The organism is Microcoleus sp. bin48.metabat.b7b8b9.023 (genome assembly GCF_013299185.1).
Taxonomy (GTDB): domain Bacteria; phylum Cyanobacteriota; class Cyanobacteriia; order Cyanobacteriales; family Microcoleaceae; genus Microcoleus.
Genome location: NZ_JAAFKG010000049.1, coordinates 25,439 through 43,100 on the forward strand (window position 1 = coordinate 25,439; position 17,662 = coordinate 43,100).

Here is a 17,662-nt window from a genome sequence, read left to right on the forward strand (position 1 = left end):
ACGAAGTAACCACCCGTATGCTCTCTGTTGAAAGTCGAATCAAGAGAGTAGGTGCTAACCGGATGCTGCGGATTGGAAAGATTGAGTCAGAAGCGAATGCCTTGAGTAATTTCAAGGATATGCCAACAGACTCACGGTGATACCGAAGGTAAAGCCAACAGTAGTAGTCAATAAGTCATGAACACGGCAAAACCGATGTATGAATGGAACCAACTCCCCTGGCGTAAGCTAGAGCGGGAAGTGTTCAAACTACAAAAACGGATTTATCAAGCCTCTAGTCGTGGAGATGTCAAGTTAGTTCGCAGACTCCAAAAGTTGTTGATGAAATCGTGGGCTGCAAAAGCTATCGCGGTGCGTAGAGTAACCCAGGATAACCAAGGGAAAAAGACGGCTGGTGTGGATGGCGTCAAATCACTAACCCCAAAGCAACGTCTACACCTGATAAACAACCTAACTCTGGGTTCTAAGGTCAAACCAACCAGGCGAGTATGGATTCCCAAACCTGGAATCGAGGAAAAAAGACCTTTAGGAATACCTACCATGAATGACCGCGCAATTGCAGGCGCTTGTTAAACAGGCCCTAGAACCTGAATGGGAAGCGCGTTTTGAACCTAACTCATATGGGTTCAGACCAGGACGCTCATGCCACGACGCGATTGAAGCAATTTTTATGGCAATTAACAAAAAGCCGAAATACGTGCTTGATGCAGATATTGCTAAATGCTTCGACCGCATTAACCATGAAGCGCTGCTCAGAAAACTCAATACATCCCCCACCATTCGCCGACAAATTCGAGCCTGGTTAAAAGCGGGGGTGATGGACAATAGGCAGCACTTTGAAACATCTGAGGGTACGCCACAGGGAGGTGTCATCTCCCCACTACTGGCTAATATTGCCCTCCACGGGATGGAATGGCGGATTAAAGACTACGTGGAAACCTGCGACCTTAAAAGGTCAGATGGAAAATATCAACTTCCTTCAAGGGACAAACGTAATTCAGTCTCAATCATACGCTATGCCGACGACTTTGTAGTTCTCCACAAAGACTTAACCGTCGTATCTGGATGCAAGGAGATAATCTCTGAATGGTTAAAAGACATGGGTTTGGAATTGAAGCCAAATAAAACCCGATTAGTGCATACTCTTGAAGAACATGAGAATCAAACACCAGGATTTGACTTTCTGGGATTTCACGTTCAACAATTCCTAGTTGGTAAGTATATAACTGGGAAAGACTCAAATGGAATACCCCTAGGCTTCAAAACCATCATCACCCCAAGCAAATCCAAGTGTAAACTACGCTACAACCATATCAAGGAAGTAGTTAAAACCCACAAAGGCACCTCACAGAAGAGGTTGATAGAGAAATTAAATCCTATCATTCGAGGCTGGGCAAATTACTATTCAACGGTTTGTAGTAAAAAGGCATTCTCAAAAATGGATGCCCAGATTTACACCTTACTTGAATCTTGGGCAAAACACCGCCATAGAAATAAAGGCAAAAAGTGGATAGCCAAAAAATACTGGAAATCAATCGGCGGTGATAACTGGGTCTTCGCAACCAGGGATGGGAAAAATCCCATCCGGTTACTCAAACATAGTTCCACCCCAATCAAAGACTATGTGAAAGTTAAAGGCGATGCGTCACCATACGACGGCAACCTGGTTTATTGGAGTTCAAGAATGGGTAAAAATCCCCAGATGCCAAAGCGAACAGCATCGTTGCTCAAACAGCAAAAAGGGAAATGCGCCCACTGCGGACAATACTTTAAAGATGGAGATGTAATGGAGCTAGACCATATCATCCCTAAATCTAATGGTGGAAAGGATGAATACAAAAATTGGCAATTACTCCATCGTCATTGTCACGATACAAAAACTGCCAGTGATGATAAATACGGCAATCAATCTGACTGCAATAGTGTCAAGCCTAAACAACTTTCTACCTGGAGATGGTTCTGGGATGAAGACACATTGGTAATGAGGTATGTATGACAAACACCGTATCACTGAGGAGCCGTGTGATGGGAAACTATCAAGCACGGTTTTGGAGAGCAGCGACTCTCGTGAGGGAGTCGCTGACTTTAATTGAAAATGCTGCTAGAAATATAGAAAAAGTCGGGATGGGGAATCGCCACGACTCTAAACGGACGCAGAGGGAGAGTAAGACTACGAAAGGTAGCATCACCCTGTGAAGCGTCAAGAATCACTGTGGCTTTAGCGGGCGTGAGTATTTCAAGCACTAAACATCGCCTACTGGCAAATTCGCGGCATAGAAACTCAAGTCCGCTACGAAAGAGCCCAAACTCAAATGATTCAAAGCGAAAAAATGGCTAGCTTAGGCCGTTTAGTCACCGGAGTAGCCCACGAAATTTTAGATCCGGTAGGCTTCATTTGGGGCAATTTAACCTACGTCAGCGAATACAGCAAAAACTTAATGCAGTTGCTCTCAGTTTACGACGCACACTGTACCAATCCCCCGCCAGAAATAGCACAGCTAAAAGAAGATATAGACTACGACTTTTTGCAAAACGATTTCCTCCGAACAGTTACCAGCATCAAAGCCGGAGCCGAACGTTTGAGCAAATTAGCAAGCAGTTTGCAAAACTTTTGCCACATCGACGATGTGTATCCCAAACCAGCCGACTTGCACGCCAACATAGATATAGCGGTTCTCAGAAAGATTCGCGGACGTTGTTGGGCTTCAGCCCCCTTAGTTTAAGCGGTTATACAAGCTGTCAGGCATACCTCATCTTTTTGAGAAAGGCTATAGCATACTTTTGCTGCTCAAAAGTCGTTTGAGCGGGGAAATCAGAGTAGTCAAAAACTACGGCTACCTGCCGCCAGTTCCGTGCTATGCAGGACAGCTAAACCAAGTATTTATGAATATCTTGACCAATTCTATTAATACATTAATTAACGAAGCAGTCGGTCAAGAATTGGCAAAAGAGTTCAAAGGTGGAGTAATAAAAGACTTCGAGCGCCAGCCTCAAATTGAAATCACAACTCAAGTCTGCTGTCCCGAACCTGCGAGCGATTTGGATAAACTACACGTTCGCTGGGTTTCGATTCGCATAGCAGATAACGGCCCAGGAATGTCACCTAACAAGTACAATAAAATCTTAGAATCATTCTCTACCGAAAAACGTGCCCTCAAAGAAACCAGCTTAGCCGTTAGCTATCAAATCGTGACCGGCAAACACGGCGGGGCCTTCAGAATGCGATCGCAATTAGGCATCGGTACCGAATTTGAAATCTTGTTACCCTTGGCTTAAAGAAGTCATTGCTTATTAGTTATTGGTTATTGGTTATTGGTTATTAGTTATTAGTTATTAGTTATTGGTTAATTCTAATAACCAATGCCCAATGCCCAATGCCCAATGCCCAATGCCCAATGCCCAATGCCCAATGCCCAATGCCCAATTACCTCTTACCATTATCTAACTGAGTGCCGCATATTTTACAGAATTTAGCATTAGCATCATGTACAGACAAACCGCAACCCGTACAAACAGTTTCTACCTGATTAGCACTTTTAACTAACTGCTTGATCAAATCCCCCAATTGCCAAGGAATCAGAGCAATTCCAGTCAAAATCATCAAAATAGTCAGAAAACGACCTGATTCCGAAATCGGAGTAACATCGCCAAATCCCACCGTAGTCATCGTGACAACCGAGAAGTAAACAGCATCCAAAAAAGTCCCAAAACCTTCAGGATTTTCGGGATGTTCAACTTGATAAATCAAACCAGAATAAACAAAAATTATCGCCAGCAAAGTAAACAGAATTCTGGAAAAAATCACTCCATCTTCGCTGCTGATGCGAAGCACTGAATTTTTCAATTCCAAAAAGCGGATGAGTCTGAGAATTCTAAACCAGCGAAAAATCCGAATAAAACTGACATTGACAAATCCCAAAAAGAATGGTAAAATCACCAGCAAATCGACGATAGAGAAAAAACTAAAAATAAACTTAATTTTATAGTCAGCGCACCAAAGCCTCAGTAAATACTCGATAGCAAAAACAACTAAAAGGGCGGTGTCGAGAGTTTGTAATTTGATTCTAACGGATTGGGAAATCGGATAAGTTTCGGCGATAAAGCTGGCGGAAGAGAGGAGAATTAGTCCGGTAATAATTAAACTAACGGTTCTCCCTGTGGGTGTTTCAATATCTTCTAGATAAAATGCAATTTGTTTCCGGTTTAACATAAATAATCTGGATTGTAGGCTGGGTAGGGACACAACATTGTTGTATCCTCTTTAACTAATAGCTTAAAATATTTAAGGCGCTAATTTCAAATATCAGGTAATTATTGAAGATGACTATCGAATTAACGAAGGGTGAAAGATTTAATCTTTCTAAGGAAGCTCCTGATTTCTATAAAATTGCGATCGCCCTGGGGTGGCAAGTCAGCCAGACAGCACAAAACTGCGACATTGACGCATCTGTTTTTATGTTAGGCGCTGACGGTCGAATTCCCGATGAAAAGTATTTTGTATTTTACAACAATCTGACATCGCCGGACGGTGCGGTGCGGCATTCTGGAGACAGCAGGAATGGACAAGTTGAGGGAGATGACGAGACAGTTTTTGTGGATTTGAGTCTGATCGATGCTGATGTTGAGGAAATTGTGTTTGTTGTGACTATTCACGAGGCACAGGCAAACAATCAAAATTTTAGTCAAGTCAGAAATTCGTTTATCCGGCTTTACAATCTCAAGAGTGGTAGCGAACTGGTTCGGTATAATTTAACAGAGGTTTTTTCGCAAGAAACGGCTTTAGAGTTTGGACGTTTGTACAGAAAGAATGGCGAATGGAGATTTCAGGCTGTAGGACAAGGATATAATGCTGGATTGCAAAGTTTTGTGGACAAGTATTATGTTGAGAATAAGGTGAAAAGTACCGAGGATGTGGCTCAGAAGCTTGATGATGCTGAGATTTTGAGGCTTTTTAGCGATCGCGTGGATCGGTTATTGCGAGAAGAGGCGATCGAGGAGACACCGATTCCAGCATCTAGCGAATCGGTAGAACAGCCGGCTGCTACTCCAGTGAATGCTGAGACTGTGGAATCTGAGGAAGAGGAAAAAATAGATGATTCTGCACTAGAAAATCTGGAAGCAGCTATCACTGCTGAGGAATTTTGGAAACGGTATGAAGAGGGGGAGCGAGATTTTACAGGGATTAACTTAGCGGGAGTAGATTTAAGTGGAAAAACTCTCGACTCTAATGTCAGTCTAAGTCAAGCAAACCTGATCGGAGCCAATCTAGCAAATGCCAACTTGACTAGGGTAAATTTGATTGGAGCCAACTTGCAAGGCGCAAATTTGAACTCAACAAACTTGCATAGTGCTGATTTGATTGAAGTTAACTTCAGTGGAGCTAACTTAACCAAGATAATATTGTATTCTGCAAGACTAATTCAGGCAAATTTTAGTCAAGCCAACTTAAGCGAAGCAAAGTTAGATAGCGCAAATCTGACTACAGCAAACCTGAGTAAAGCCAACCTAGTGCAGGCAAGTCTAAGTAGTGCTAACTTGACAGGAGCCGATTTAAGTCAATCGAAGGTAAGTAAAATCAATCTAAGTTATGCAAATCTCAGTGGCGTCAATTTAAGTGGGGTTAACTTAAGTGGTGCCTGCTGTATAGGCGCTAACTTGGATGGTGCTAATCTCACAGGGGTAAATTTGATTGGGGTAAACTTACAAAGTGTTAATCTGATCGGGCAAAACTTGAGTGGGTTTAATCTCTCTGGTGTTAACCTACATGGAGCAAACTTAAGTGAAGCAGACTTAACTTCTGCAAACTTGTGCGGGGCAAATTTGAGCAATGCAAATTTAGAGAAAACTAACCTGAAGGAAGCTAAACTGGTTGGAGCAAATCTGGCTGGAGCAACACTCACAGGCGCAATTATGCCAGACGGCACAACTCACAAATAAATTAATGTTTGTACTAAGGACTTTAGTCCTTAGAAGAAGAAGGACTAAAGTCCTCACTACGAGCCTGTTTGTACTAAGGACTTTAGTCCTTCTATTACTTAGATATACTTGTTCATTTGGCTTGTTCCATGAGTTCGGTGAGACTTGTAAAAATACGATCGCACTCTGAAGAAGCTTTGCGAACCTTGTCAACATTCAACATTTCTAACAGCTTGGAAGCGTGCTGTATCTTTTGATATTCGCCTTTCGATTTGGTGTCGCGGCTAGCTGCTTTCAGACTTGGTTCTAACAAATCCTTTTCAATCATCTCTACATTCCTATTTTTAGGAATCGCATTTTCTTTAAATCCCTGCCCGTAAAATCTTTTTAAAGTATCAATATCGGCCATGAACCAAGCTTCCATCGCTTGAACCATGAGATAGCAATGAGTGTCATCCACCCCAGGCGAATCCCAATTATCCCTCAATTTCAAATGCTCCCAAGGCGGCTGCTTTACAGGTGCTTCTGAGTCAACTAGAAGGATGATAAAGGCATTTGGGTGATCTGCCAAGGCATTCTTGAAATCCCTGAAAGCATTATTCCGAGAACCGCAAACAGTGATATTCCACTTGATTTGCTTGCTGCGGGCCACCTGCACAAGTTCTTTGAAAAAACTGCTAAATCCTCCTCGGAGCAATTGCTTTGTATTCTTGCCATCGCCACCGCCTTCGATGTAAATGCGAACCTCCTTTACCATCGGTTTCCCCCGATTTCTCCCATCCGCCAGAGGTCTCCCAAAGTGTAATTTTCAAGCCATTTTTTTAGTCGTTCTGGATCGAGACGGTTCAGGTGACTTCCTCTATCATCCCGATCGCATATTAAGACAGACTCAGGACTCAGCGCCGACACCAAAGCATCCGAATGAGTTGTGACAATCAATTGCGTGCGCTGTGAGGCTTCGATTAGCATTTCAGCAATCGCAGGCAGAATGTCGGGATGCAAGCCAATCTCCGGTTCTTCTATACAAATAAGTGGCCCAGGAGTTGGATCTAGGAGTAAAGCTATTAAGAATAAATAACGCAGCGTACCGTCTGATAAACGAGTTGCGGGAATTGGCTGAATTAATCCTGTTTCGCGGATAAATATCTGGACAGTACCGCCATAAATCTTGATGCTCAGTTCTTCGGCTGCATCGTAAAACAGTTTTAATTTTTCAATAATCTCCCTGCTTCCTAATTGATACTGTAAGTTGTTTAAAACCAGTCCTAAATTACCACCATCTTCTAAAAGTGGATGTTCTGGCAAGTCAGTTTGCTGAGCCTTTCTCGATACTGAATCTCTCCCTGTCTGCCAGTTACGATATAAACCAATATCTGCAAATTTATTTCCCAGATATGATAGTTCTGGATATTGTTCTGGATCTTTTCTTTGAGATAAGATAGATTGATCGGGAATGATATCTTCTCGCCGCAGAGTCCGCAGCTTTCTTGTTTGCTCATTGTCCTCTGTAACGTTGATAACTGGGCGCCCCCAATTATTATGACGGTAATAAAAAAATGGCTCGCTTTCTGAACTATCGCGCGGTTTCATATCTTCTATAGCTTCGTCCACTACCTCAAGTCTCTGACCGGCTGTGGTAAAACTAATCTGATAGCGCAGTGGCATCGCTCGTTCTGGGTAATCTAAAATAGCCTCAATTTTTGCTGTGGGAGTACCTTTTTCACCTTTCCACAGAAAATCGCTGATACCACCTCCTTGACGAATCGGAACAAGTAAGTCTGTAGGTGTGGCCTTCAACACTCCCATCGCTTCGATCAAGTTAGACTTGCCCGATGCGTTAGTACCAATCAACACGTTTAATGGTTGCAATTCAATTGTTTCCGCCTCACTTCCATAGGAAAGGAAGTTTTGCAGTTGCAGGGAGTGAATAAATCTTTTGCCTTCCACCTTGTCCTCCTATCCCAATTCGGAACTATTGTAGCTTGCGAAAGCCTTCGTTTTTAGTCCTGCAACGGTCTTTGACCCATTACAATAGGTTCAGGAAAAAATCTTTACAAATAAGAACTCATGCAGCTCAAGTCCACAACCCGCCATATTCGCATATACACCGCCATCCTCGAAGACAACGAACTCGTACCCAGCAACGACCTTTTGACGATCGACATTGACCCTGATAACGAACTCAACTGGAACGACGAGTCAGTCAAACAGGTATATGCCAAATTCGACCAACTCGTAGACTCCTACGAAGGCGAAGACTTGACTGAATACAACCTCCGCCGCATTGGTTCGGAATTGGAACACTTGGTGCGATCGCTCTTACAAAAAGGCCAAATCAGCTACAACCTCAACAGCCGCGCTGTCAACTACAGCATGGGACTTCCTCAAGTTGATGCCAAAGTTCACCTCTAAGGGGAGAGGGAGAGAGGGAGAGGGGGAGATTAAGAAAATCTTCCCTCTTCCTTCTTACTTCTTCCTATCCGTTACATCCCGCACATTGCGAGTAAGGCCGAACGTCCTTTTTCCTATCCGTTACATCCGTTACATCCGCTACAAAATCCATTGCCGAACTTGCTCGATCAATCTTCCTCGCTCCCCGCCGTTTCTGCGTCTTTCCCGCTATTATTGGGAGTTACCGCACAATTGGGATCGCGGTGCAAAAACTGTTTTACCGCAACTTGGCGGTTGGTCATAAACTGACCCCAAGCGCCCGGAAATAGCCCATCCAAGGTTTCCACCAGCGCCCACACCTCAAGATTCATCACTTGGTAATAAAAACCGTGGGAATGCTTAATCTTAGTCAGCATTTCGTCTACCTCGACGGGAGGGAGCAGCTTTGGCTCGGGCAAATTCTCGGGAATGGTACTGGGCTCTTGTACGGGCATGGTTATATACTTAACTGCTTGCAGAGGCCGATCGATTTTAAATTTTAGATTTTAGATTTTAGATTTTAGATTTTAGATTGATACCACAGATGAATCTGGGGGCTTGAACTAATATCTAATTTTTTGTGCTGCTTGCGACTCCTGTCGGGGGCTGGCATCGGTATGCGGGTAAGGTTAAATTTAACTAGAGTGGCGAAACTCAGGCACTAGGCACCGATCGCCCTGCGCGACCAAAGTGAGAATTGATACTTATTTATACCTGCTGGCTCAGGGGACTTCTACGTACCTGCATCCTAGCATTACAGTTAGTTAAAGTCTCTATTCCCGCTCAAAGTCGCGATTGCTTAGGAAATTGGCACGATCGGGAATATGGTAAAAACATCGATCCCTCCAGCTTCCTGACTTCGGTTCCGTCGCGCCCGGGTCAAGCTATGAAAGCCGATCGCCAGATTTATGCGGGCGCCCACAAAATGGTAGACTGTTTTTGTCAGTACAAGACATTAAAACCAACTGCTGGACTGGGGGAAACTCACGCCTAAAACATTATCGGGAGAAATAACAGAGCACCGAAAAGTGCTAGCTTGGTGAGCCTAGGAACCTGAAAAATCAGGAAATTAGCACTGTAAAGTCTTGAAAATCCCCGCGTGCTGAGAAAGCGGGGGTGTAAAACAATCGCCACGTATCAACCCATCGAGGTTCAAGCGCTAGAATAGTTCAGATCAGCACTGGGCCCAAAGGCGTCAGGAACCCTTATGCAAAACTCTGTGCCAAAACACTATTTGTGGGCTGTAGGTGAAGGGATCAAAGCGTGTAAGCCGGGCGATCTGATCGCGGGTCGCTATTTGGTCAAGCGCGATCGACTTCTTGTCGATACTCAACCGGAACAGTTGCCCGAAATGCCCGAAGAGATTCCGAGTTCGATCGCTCCTTATCTGAGACTGTTTGCCTATCAGTTGCACGTACCTCAAGTATACGGACTGGTATCGTCCCGGATCAGCAAGCTCTCGGGAGATATCTGGCTGCTGGAAAACTCACCTATTTTAAAGGTGACGGAATCATTAATGCCGGAATTGGCGGACACCTGGAAAGGGGCCGCCGCCATGCGACAGCTAAATTGGCTGTGGCAAATTGCCAAAGTTTGGCAGCCGTTTATCGCTCAGGGCGTGGCTGCGACGCTGCTGACTCCGGAACTGCTGCGGGTGGAAGGGCAATTAGTTCGGTTTCTGGAATTGCAGCCCGATCGCAAACCGCCTAGTTTGTCGCAATTGGGCAAATTGTGGCAGCAGTGGATCGATGATGCTCACCCAGCAATCGCCAATTTTTTGCGACAGCTTTGCCAGCAAATGGTCGCCGGTCAAGTGCGCCACGGCGAACAACTGATGAGCCAATTGGATAAAGCTCTGGCAAAATGCGGCCGATTTTACGATCGGACTGTGGAAATTGCCACGGGCACGGATGTCGGTAGAGCGCGGGCTCACAACGAAGATGCTTGCTATCCGCCCGATGGTACGGTGTTTTCGGGAATTCCGGGATCGGAAGCTTGTGCGATCGTCTGTGACGGTATCGGCGGACAAGACGGCGGCGAAGTCGCTTCGGAATTGGCGATTACTGTGCTGCGGGACAAGTTGCTGCAAATGCCCCTGCATCAAGCTAATTGGGATCCGCTGAGCCTGACTTCCAAGTTGGAACGGGCAGCTTGTGCTGCTAACGACAAAATAGCCGGTCGCAACGACACGGAACACCGCCAAGGTCGCCAGCGCATGGGTACTACCCTGGTGATGGCTTTAGCGCACATTCACGAGCTCTATGTCGCCCACGTGGGAGACAGTCGAGCCTACTGGATTACCCGCACCGGCTGCTATCAAATTACTCTCGATGACGATGTGGCTTGCCGCGAGGTGCGTTTGGGCTACTCCCTCTATCGGGATGCTTTGGAACAAGTGGCCGCCGGAGCTCTGATTCAAGCTTTGGGCATTACTTCTTCCAACACTCTGCACCCGACGGTGCAACGTTTTCCGGTGGATGAGGATTGCGTTTTGTTGCTGTGTTCCGACGGTTTGAGCGATAAAGACCGAGTTGAGCAATGTTGGGAAGATGAGATTTTGCCGATTCTCGACGGTAGCATTACTGTGGCGAAGGCGCGCGATCGACTGATCGAGATTGCTAATACTAGAAACGGTCACGATAATGTCACTGTAGCTTTGATTCACTGTCAAGCACATTTAAGGGAAGAAAGCAATACTTTGACAGAATTGTCTGTCGCACCTTTAGAAGTGCCGATGGAACTAATTGCTGACAGCGAGGATATGCCAACCGATTTGACGGAAAGCCCCAGCCTTAGCGATACGAATTCTCAAGTGAAAACGCAGTTAGTACGATCGCCGGAAAAAGGCAAAAGTCTATTTACGCTGCTGGTGAAAATAGTATTTTTGTTGGGTTTGGGGGGTGTATTTGCTTATTTTTTCATTCCTCCGGTGGGTCGGGCGATCGATACTGCCGGGGAGTCGCTTTTTGGGAAACGCCATTTAACTAATCCTATAAACGGGCCGGGGAAAACAGTAGAATCTGTACCTACTGGGAGCAAATCTTTAGAAAAAGGGACTTTTATAGAGATTAAAAGTTCTGCGACAGGGGAATTAGACCCATTGGGCGATCGCCTGGATTTGCGAGTCGCCATCGGTGAGTCGCCCGTTAAGGGAACAGTCCCCGCCGGCAGCATTTTGCAGGTAACAAACAAACAGCTTACGCCTCAAGGCAACTGGCTGGAATTGAAAGTTTGTTCGACTCCTGAAATAGGGCGATCGAACTCTCCCAAGCCCAACTTAAATAAGGATTTTTCTACTGTTTCAACACCAGCAGTCAGTCCATCTCCGGCATCCGCAACTGCCTCGCCCTCTCCGGCATCCGCAAATCCTTCGCCCTCTCCGGCATCCGCAAATCCTTCACCATCTCCGGCATCCGCAACTGCTTCACCATCTCCGGCCTCGGCAAATTCCTCTCCATCTCCGGCATCCGCAACTGCCTCGCCCTCTCCCACCGTTAAACCAACAGTGGGAGTAGAAAGCGCCAAATTGCAAGCAGGGGATATCGGATGGATTCAAGAACAAGATGCTATTTCTAAGGTAGCAACTAATCCGAGTCCCGACCCGAATCAACAGGGGAAATGCGTTGTTGTTTCTGACTCAAACCCCAAAACTAATTAAACTATTAAGGCTTGGTTTTCAGTTGACAGTTGAAAATTGACCGTTTGCGGGCTACCTTTCCCTAAAAGGAAGAGGATTCAAACAGTGGATAATTTGGTTTTATTTCCCCCCTAAAAGACTGTCATATAGCCCTTCTCAGATAGGTGAGGTACGTTGTTGGGCTTCAGCCCTCTTGTGTTATATAGTAAGCGAGGTCGCATCAAAAACTCCTTTTAAAGTCATACCTCATCTTTCTGATAAATGCTATAGCTCAATCGAGAATGAGAACAGCTATGTCGGCCAGATTTGATGCAGTTACCAATAAATATTAAATGAGTCGGGCGGATTTCAGTAACAATTTTTGATTGATATTCACAATCTCTATAAAACGCCCTCAACGAGGGAAAGAACTTTTTAACACAATACGGTTTACTTAAAATTGTCATTGCGAGGAACGAAGCAATCTCCGTATCTATTTTTCATAGCAGTTTACCCCCAGGACTGTATACCAGTAAACGGTATTGCTTTTTAACAGGCAATAGAACGGACACGATATTAAAATTTTAGATTTTAGATTTTAGATTTGGCATAATTAAATCTAAAATCTAAAATAGTTGGAAACTTATTAGCCTAATTTCTTAGAGACTTCTGCAAGTTTAGTGACCATTTGGGCTACGGCTTTGTCAACTGCTGCGCTCAAAAGTCCATCTTCATTGCTACTGCCGGAATTGCCACCAATGCCTCTGACAGAAAAACTCGAATCGCTTTTATCTGCTTCTCCTACTGCTTTGGCGGTGGCAAGAATGTCTCCGGAAGCTGTTCCGATTAACCGCACGTCTATTTGCACGGTAGCTTTAGTTTTTTGGGAACCGCCACCGATACCCATGAAACTGCCGCCGCCGGATTGTCTGTCGATATTAAACTTGGTAATAGTGCCGATAAGTACGGCGTCAACTCCTAGTTTTTTGCCAATTTCGGCTGCGGTACCGGCATCCATTGAACCGCTACGATTTTCTTGTTTGAGGACTTGTTCGAGTTTGCTGCGATCGACTACTGTGTAAGTGCCGTTGTTGACAAGCTCGTTGATTAGCATTTCGCTGATGCCTTTAGCTGCGCCGACTCCTCTGTAGGAACTGTAATAGCTGTTGGTGGTGCCGTAGTCGAAATCCATGACTACTAGGCGCTTTTTGGCGGTAGCTTGGGCTAGTTGGGTTGCGGGTTTGATGGTGTCTGGTGTGGCGATCGCATTTACTGAAACGCCGACTAGCATTAGGGTAGCTAGGGAAATGCTGGTTAAGCGAGATATGGTAGTTGTTTTCATGAATTTTTCGTCACAATGATTCTGTGCAGACTCTAGAATAGTGCACCCAACCGCCGGATGTCAGGTGTGCTGGCGATAATGTTGGTGTGGGCGATCGGACTTTACTTTATTCTGACGCTAAAAATCTTTAATTTTTGTTAATTAACGGCAGATAAAAATAGAAACAGAGCAAGACTTTGATCAATGTTTCAATCCCTAATATTCGATACTTTCTTACCAGAAAGAATTGGTTTAAAGCCCCAAGCCCGATCGGGGAAAAATTAAAAGAAGACGATTCATTACTCCAATCCTCGGACTTCCATGTCAAGTGCTGTCAACTGTCAACTGTCCAGGGCTATTTCATTCTCAGGACGATCGCGATTTTGTAGGGGTAGTGGATGGTGCGTGCCTACCCCCTCTACCAACTCGGAGGGCGGGCACGGGGGCACCGCCCCTACAAGAGAATGAAACAGCCCTGGTTAACTGTCAACTGTCAACTGTCAACTGTCAACTGAATGAAGCCCCAGCCTCCATAAAACCCATCAACCAATTAGCCATCGTCGCCCTGCGAGTCTGTCTCGGCCCGAATTCCCCGATTTTATAGCCCTTAAATCCCAATTTTTCCTTTAGCAACTGCTTGTTTTCAGGAAGAGTCGATCGCGTCAATTTCACTGTCGCGGGCCTAGAATCAATAAAATCCGGCGGTTCTGGATAATCTTCGCGCCACTCGCTAGCAACATTATCGCTGTTCCACTTACCAGTCTCCGCATCGAGGCGGTAGCCCAGATACAGCCAAACTAATTTGTTGACAGCAGCATCGTCCATTTCTTCGTTGAGGATGGCCCAAATAGTTTCGTTGTTCAGCGGTGGCAATTCAGACATAATTCGACTTGGAGTGCGATCGACAATAACAACAATGTGAACTACCCGCACTAAATCGAAGCGATTATAGTGCAGGCTTCTAACATCACGGGGGAATGCCTCAGAACCGACTTGCGTCCTTTCGTTGGTCTTACTTCCCCTCCCTTAGCAGAAACGGCTGTTCCATCCGTTTGTAGCATTCTGATACCTTCCGCCCTGATATTTGTTGCTGCATTACCATCGCGATCGTGACGAGTGCCGCAATTAGGACAAATCCACTCTCTAACATCGAGTGGTAACTTATCGATTTGGTAATAGCAGTTAGAGCAAAGTTTAGAACTGGGGAACCATCGGTCAATTTCTACTAACTTCCCACCTTTTTTCTCTAGCTTGTAAGCTAATAAATTAGTAAAAGTTCCCCATCCAGCATCAGATATTGCTTTAGCTAAATTGTGGTTGCGTACCATGCCTTTGACATTAAGATTTTCTACAACAACAACTTGGTTTTCGTTGACGAGTTTTCTTGATAACTTATGCAGAAAATCCTGACGGGATTTAGTTACCCGATCGTACACTTTAGCTACAGTCTTTTTGGCTTTGTTTCTTGACTTACTTCCTTTCTGCTTTTTAGCTAGCTTCTGTTGCTTGCGTTTGAGATTTTTTTCGTGTTTAGCTAAGTGCTTAGGATTGCTATATTTAGAGACTTTAGTGCCATCACTCGCGATCGCAAAATGAGCCAATCCTAAGTCAACTCCAATTATTTTACCCTCAGTTGAAACTGTTGGGTTTTCACCCTCAGCCTCGGTCAATATTGATGCAAAGTATTTTCCTGATGGCTCTAAACTGACCGTTACAGTTTTAATTGTTCCTTCAATATTCCTATGCAGCTTAGCTTTGATTTTGCCGACTTTGCCAGGAAATTGAACAAGCCCCTCAAATACTTTCACGTTTTGAGGGTACTGGATTGACTGCTTGCCATGTTTTGATTTGTAACGGGGGAATCTAGCACGTCCTGCAAAAAAGTTTTTATAGGCTGTTGTTAGATTGAGCGTCGTTGATTGCAAAACTTGGCTGTAACATTCAGACAACCATAAAGTTTCTTCTGCTTTTTTGAGTTCGGGTAAAAAGGCGTTAAGTGCTGATTGACCGAGGCTTTTCCCGGTTTCTTTGTAAGTCTCGATCGATTTATTCAAAGCGTAATTCCACCACCATCTAGCACAACCAAAGTGCTGAGATAGCAGCACCTGTTGTTCCGGCGTTGGATAAAGTCGAACTTTGACCGCTTTGTGCAACATCTTAATACCTCCTTACTGCATTATACACAAAGCAGTAACGAGATCGGGAAGATTTGGAAATTCCGACAGCGACAATTCCGGTGCCTTTCATCCCACCGCCCGCACCGGGTACAGTTATAGCGGGGGACTTCCCGGCGAATAGTTAACCTATGGCGGTCTACCCAAATGGTAGGTTCGGCGCGGCAAAATCTGGATTTATTGGTGTTCGCATTCGATCGCCCCGCCGAACCACCCTACAATACTACTTACTCAAAAGTCCGTCCTTCTCGGCCATCGAGATCATCAAATCAATGACGCGGTTAGAATAACCCCACTCGTTGTCATACCAGGAAACGACCTTAAAAAACTTAGAATTCAGTTCAATACCCGCACCTGCGTCAAAAATGCTCGATCGGGCATCGCCCTGAAAATCTGTCGAAACCACCGCATCCTCAGTATATCCAAGAATACCTTTCAGTTCGCCCTCAGAAGCTTTCTTCATAGCTTCACAAATTTCTTTATAGCTAGTTTCCTTCCCCGTTTTGAAAGTAAGGTCAACCACAGACACATCAGGAGTCGGCACCCGCAAAGCCATACCAGTCAATTTTCCTTTCAATTCCGGCAACACCAAACTAACAGCTTTCGCTGCACCAGTCGAAGAAGGAATAATATTTTGAGCCGCACCGCGTCCTCCCCGCCAATCTTTTTGGCTGGGCCCGTCTACAGTTGGCTGAGTAGAAGTCATCGCGTGAACAGTCGTCATCAAACCTTCTTCCAAACCAAAATGATCGTTGATAACTTTGGCAATTGGTGCTAGACAATTAGTAGTGCAGCTAGCATTAGAAACAACAGTATCTTTTGTCGGGTCAAATTTGTGGTGGTTGACGCCTACTAGAAAAGTTGGAACTTTTTCTGGATCTTTAGTCGGTGCGGAAAGTATTACTCGTTTTGCTCCCGCCGTCAAATGTTTTGAACCGCCGTCAAAATCAGTAAACAATCCGGTAGATTCTACAACATAATCCGCACCCGCTTTACCCCACGGCAACTCAGTCGGATTTCTAATCGAAGTGCAGGGAATAAAATGTCCGTCAACGACAATCCCGTCTGGTTTCCCTTCAACTTCGCCGTCATAAATACCGTGGGTAGAGTCGTATTTGAAAAGATAAGCTAGGTTTTCTGGCGAAACTAAGTCGTTAATACCGACAAATTCGATGTTCGGGTTTTTGATGCCGGCACGCATGACTAGCCGTCCGATGCGACCAAATCCGTTGATGCCGACTTTTAATGCAGCCATGTTTAAACTCCTATTGAAAATATCGTTAGTCGATCGCGCGTTAGCGAAGCCCGCCCCTACGGGGGCTACGCCAACGAAGAGTATCGCCTGTTGTGGCTTAGAATTTACCACGCTAACGGATTTGGGCAACTGATTCTTTTCTATATCTTAAGAATTCTGAATTAGGTGCGGGCAGCGAAGGGCAATTAATCCTGAAATGACCGCTGGCTAATGATGGCTGATGATTTTAAAATTGTAAAATTGCTATAATCAACACAGATTTTTCTCACATTATCGTTGATTAAATTACTCTAAATTAATTAAAAAAAACTTATGTAAAAGCTCAATCTGCTTTATGCAGGAGCAATGGCTGATTTTCATAATGTGAAATGGCTAGATATTCAGAAACCCGATTTATCAAATAAACCGGGTTTCTAATGGCAGTTGACTGTTGGTAATTGTTATATAGCCTTTCCTAAAAAGATGAGGTATGCCTGACAGCTCGTATAAATCCTTAAACTAGAGGGCTAAAGCCCAACAACGTCCGCGAATCTTTCTGACAAAGACTATATCTGCCAATAATCAGTAACTACTGACTAATGACTAATGACTAATGACTACTGACTACTGTCAACTGTCAACTGTCAACTATCAACAGACTACCCGACGCACTTAGTAGTGAGCAATTCTACTGCATCCGAAATAAAACACGCCCCGCCAAACTTATTTAGCACCGGTCTAATATTTTCTGCAACTGCCGATATTTTATCGGGTTCGCAGAAAGCCAGCACATAAATATTATCCAGCATACTCATTGCTAAATCGTCCGATTTGCGTCCCCTAGTGGTTTTGCCGGCGACACCGCGAATCACCGAATAACCAGGGACGCCAGCTTTGTCTAAACCGTCTAAAATCTTTGGGAGCTCCACCGAGTTCGCAAAAATTTCTATCCTTTTAACTGCGTCCATAAG

The 17,662-nt window shown here is 44.8% G+C and carries 15 protein-coding genes and 2 pseudogenes; 8 read left to right on the forward strand and 9 right to left on the reverse strand.

Features of this window, described 5'->3' with window-relative positions; genetic code table 11:
- The first annotated feature begins 177 nt into the window (after positions 1-177).
- From ltrA to QZW82_RS23650, 4 genes and pseudogenes are all read left to right on the forward strand, one after another.
- Positions 178-1,996: pseudogene (gene ltrA / locus QZW82_RS23635) on the forward strand (group II intron reverse transcriptase/maturase).
- Positions 1,993-2,196: a hypothetical protein gene (locus tag QZW82_RS23640; protein WP_293153723.1), complete on the forward strand. Its 204-nt coding sequence runs from the start codon at positions 1,993-1,995 to the stop codon at positions 2,194-2,196. Before ltrA ends, QZW82_RS23640 begins: the two are co-directional and overlap by 4 nt.
- Positions 2,197-2,243: 47 nt before the next feature.
- A pseudogene (locus QZW82_RS23645) lies at positions 2,244-2,678 on the forward strand (sensor histidine kinase); the annotation flags it as partial.
- A 103-nt stretch (positions 2,679-2,781) separates the two neighbouring features.
- Positions 2,782-3,276 (forward strand): HAMP domain-containing sensor histidine kinase, encoded by a 495-nt coding sequence (locus QZW82_RS23650; protein WP_293153726.1) that lies wholly within the window; start codon positions 2,782-2,784, stop codon positions 3,274-3,276.
- Positions 3,277-3,424: 148 nt separating this feature from the next.
- On the opposite strand, the gene QZW82_RS23655 is transcribed toward QZW82_RS23650, so the two are convergent.
- A complete protein-coding gene (locus QZW82_RS23655) occupies positions 3,425-4,210 on the reverse strand; it encodes an ion transporter (RefSeq protein ID WP_293153729.1) in 786 nt (261 codons plus the stop codon).
- Positions 4,211-4,320: 110 nt separating this feature from the next.
- Here QZW82_RS23655 and QZW82_RS23660 point away from each other — a divergent pair, with 110 nt between their 5' ends.
- On the forward strand, positions 4,321-5,937 hold the full coding sequence (locus QZW82_RS23660; RefSeq protein ID WP_293153732.1) for a TerD family protein: 1,617 nt from the start codon (positions 4,321-4,323) through the stop codon (positions 5,935-5,937).
- Positions 5,938-6,049: 112 nt separating this feature from the next.
- Here QZW82_RS23660 and QZW82_RS23665 read toward each other — a convergent pair whose 3' ends face one another.
- On the reverse strand, positions 6,050-6,673 hold the full coding sequence (locus QZW82_RS23665; RefSeq protein WP_293153735.1) for a DUF4276 family protein: 624 nt from the start codon (positions 6,671-6,673) through the stop codon (positions 6,050-6,052).
- Positions 6,667-7,863, reverse strand: coding sequence for an AAA family ATPase (locus QZW82_RS23670; RefSeq protein WP_293153738.1), 1,197 nt, complete (start codon positions 7,861-7,863; stop codon positions 6,667-6,669). The genes QZW82_RS23665 and QZW82_RS23670 overlap by 7 nt, the downstream gene beginning before the upstream one ends.
- 120 nt (positions 7,864-7,983) lie before the next feature.
- On the opposite strand from QZW82_RS23670, the gene QZW82_RS23675 reads away from it, so the two are divergent.
- Positions 7,984-8,328 carry an NAD(P)H-quinone oxidoreductase subunit M gene (locus QZW82_RS23675; protein WP_293153741.1) on the forward strand — a complete coding sequence of 115 codons (345 nt, stop codon included), beginning with the start codon at positions 7,984-7,986 and terminating at the stop codon, positions 8,326-8,328.
- A 167-nt stretch (positions 8,329-8,495) separates the two neighbouring features.
- Here the strand turns inward: QZW82_RS23675 and QZW82_RS23680 are convergent, their stop codons facing one another.
- Entirely contained in the window at positions 8,496-8,801 is a 306-nt protein-coding gene (locus QZW82_RS23680; protein ID WP_293153744.1) for a hypothetical protein, read from the reverse strand.
- 242 nt (positions 8,802-9,043) lie between these two features.
- On the opposite strand from QZW82_RS23680, the gene QZW82_RS23685 reads away from it, so the two are divergent.
- Together QZW82_RS23685 and QZW82_RS23690 are read left to right on the forward strand one after the other, a co-directional pair.
- Entirely contained in the window at positions 9,044-9,340 is a 297-nt protein-coding gene (locus QZW82_RS23685; RefSeq protein ID WP_293153747.1) for a hypothetical protein, read from the forward strand.
- A 213-nt stretch (positions 9,341-9,553) separates the two neighbouring features.
- Complete coding sequence (locus tag QZW82_RS23690) at positions 9,554-12,004, forward strand: protein phosphatase 2C domain-containing protein (protein ID WP_293153750.1); 2,451 nt, start codon at positions 9,554-9,556, stop codon at positions 12,002-12,004.
- A gap of 604 nt (positions 12,005-12,608) precedes the next feature.
- On the opposite strand, the gene QZW82_RS23695 is transcribed toward QZW82_RS23690, so the two are convergent.
- The 5 genes from QZW82_RS23695 to QZW82_RS23715 all read right to left on the reverse strand — a co-directional run bounded on the left by QZW82_RS23695 (position 12,609) and on the right by QZW82_RS23715 (position 17,659).
- A complete protein-coding gene (locus QZW82_RS23695; RefSeq protein WP_293153753.1) occupies positions 12,609-13,304 on the reverse strand; it encodes a CsgG/HfaB family protein in 696 nt (231 codons plus the stop codon).
- Between the two features lie 486 nt (positions 13,305-13,790).
- Complete coding sequence (locus tag QZW82_RS23700) at positions 13,791-14,165, reverse strand: DUF1823 family protein (RefSeq protein ID WP_293153806.1); 375 nt, start codon at positions 14,163-14,165, stop codon at positions 13,791-13,793.
- Between the two features lie 50 nt (positions 14,166-14,215).
- On the reverse strand, positions 14,216-15,439 hold the full coding sequence (locus QZW82_RS23705; protein WP_293153756.1) for an RNA-guided endonuclease TnpB family protein: 1,224 nt from the start codon (positions 15,437-15,439) through the stop codon (positions 14,216-14,218).
- A gap of 241 nt (positions 15,440-15,680) precedes the next feature.
- Positions 15,681-16,712, reverse strand: a complete 1,032-nt coding sequence (gene gap, locus QZW82_RS23710; RefSeq protein ID WP_293153809.1) for a type I glyceraldehyde-3-phosphate dehydrogenase — start codon at positions 16,710-16,712, stop codon at positions 15,681-15,683.
- Between the two features lie 638 nt (positions 16,713-17,350).
- Positions 17,351-17,659: a P-II family nitrogen regulator gene (locus QZW82_RS23715; RefSeq protein WP_293153759.1), complete on the reverse strand. Its 309-nt coding sequence runs from the start codon at positions 17,657-17,659 to the stop codon at positions 17,351-17,353.
- Positions 17,660-17,662 lie beyond the last annotated feature (3 nt).